Here is a 258-nt window from a genome sequence, read left to right on the forward strand (position 1 = left end):
ATTCGTATGACCTCTTTTGGCAAACGCGTGATGTGGAACTGGAAGTGGAACAGCGAAAACTACCCGCAACTGGATTCACGCATTAAGCAGTGGAATCAGGAGGGCGTGCAGTTCCTGGCCTATATCAACCCGTATGTTGCCAGCGATAAAGATCTCTGCGAAGAAGCGGCACAACACGGCTATCTGGCAAAAGATGCCTCTGGCGGTGACTATCTGGTGGAGTTTGGCGAGTTTTACGGCGGCGTTGTCGATCTCACT

Annotated in this window: 1 protein-coding gene; it reads left to right on the plus strand. The window is 51.6% G+C overall.

Features of this window, described 5'->3' with window-relative positions; translation table 11 throughout:
* A partial coding sequence (locus P8629_RS12220; RefSeq protein WP_336618930.1) for a TIM-barrel domain-containing protein occupies positions 1-258 on the plus strand: 258 nt, incomplete at both ends.

Origin of the sequence: Hydrogenovibrio sp. 3SP14C1 (genome assembly GCF_029625905.1) — a bacterium.
In the GTDB taxonomy this organism is placed as follows: domain Bacteria; phylum Pseudomonadota; class Gammaproteobacteria; order Thiomicrospirales; family Thiomicrospiraceae; genus Hydrogenovibrio.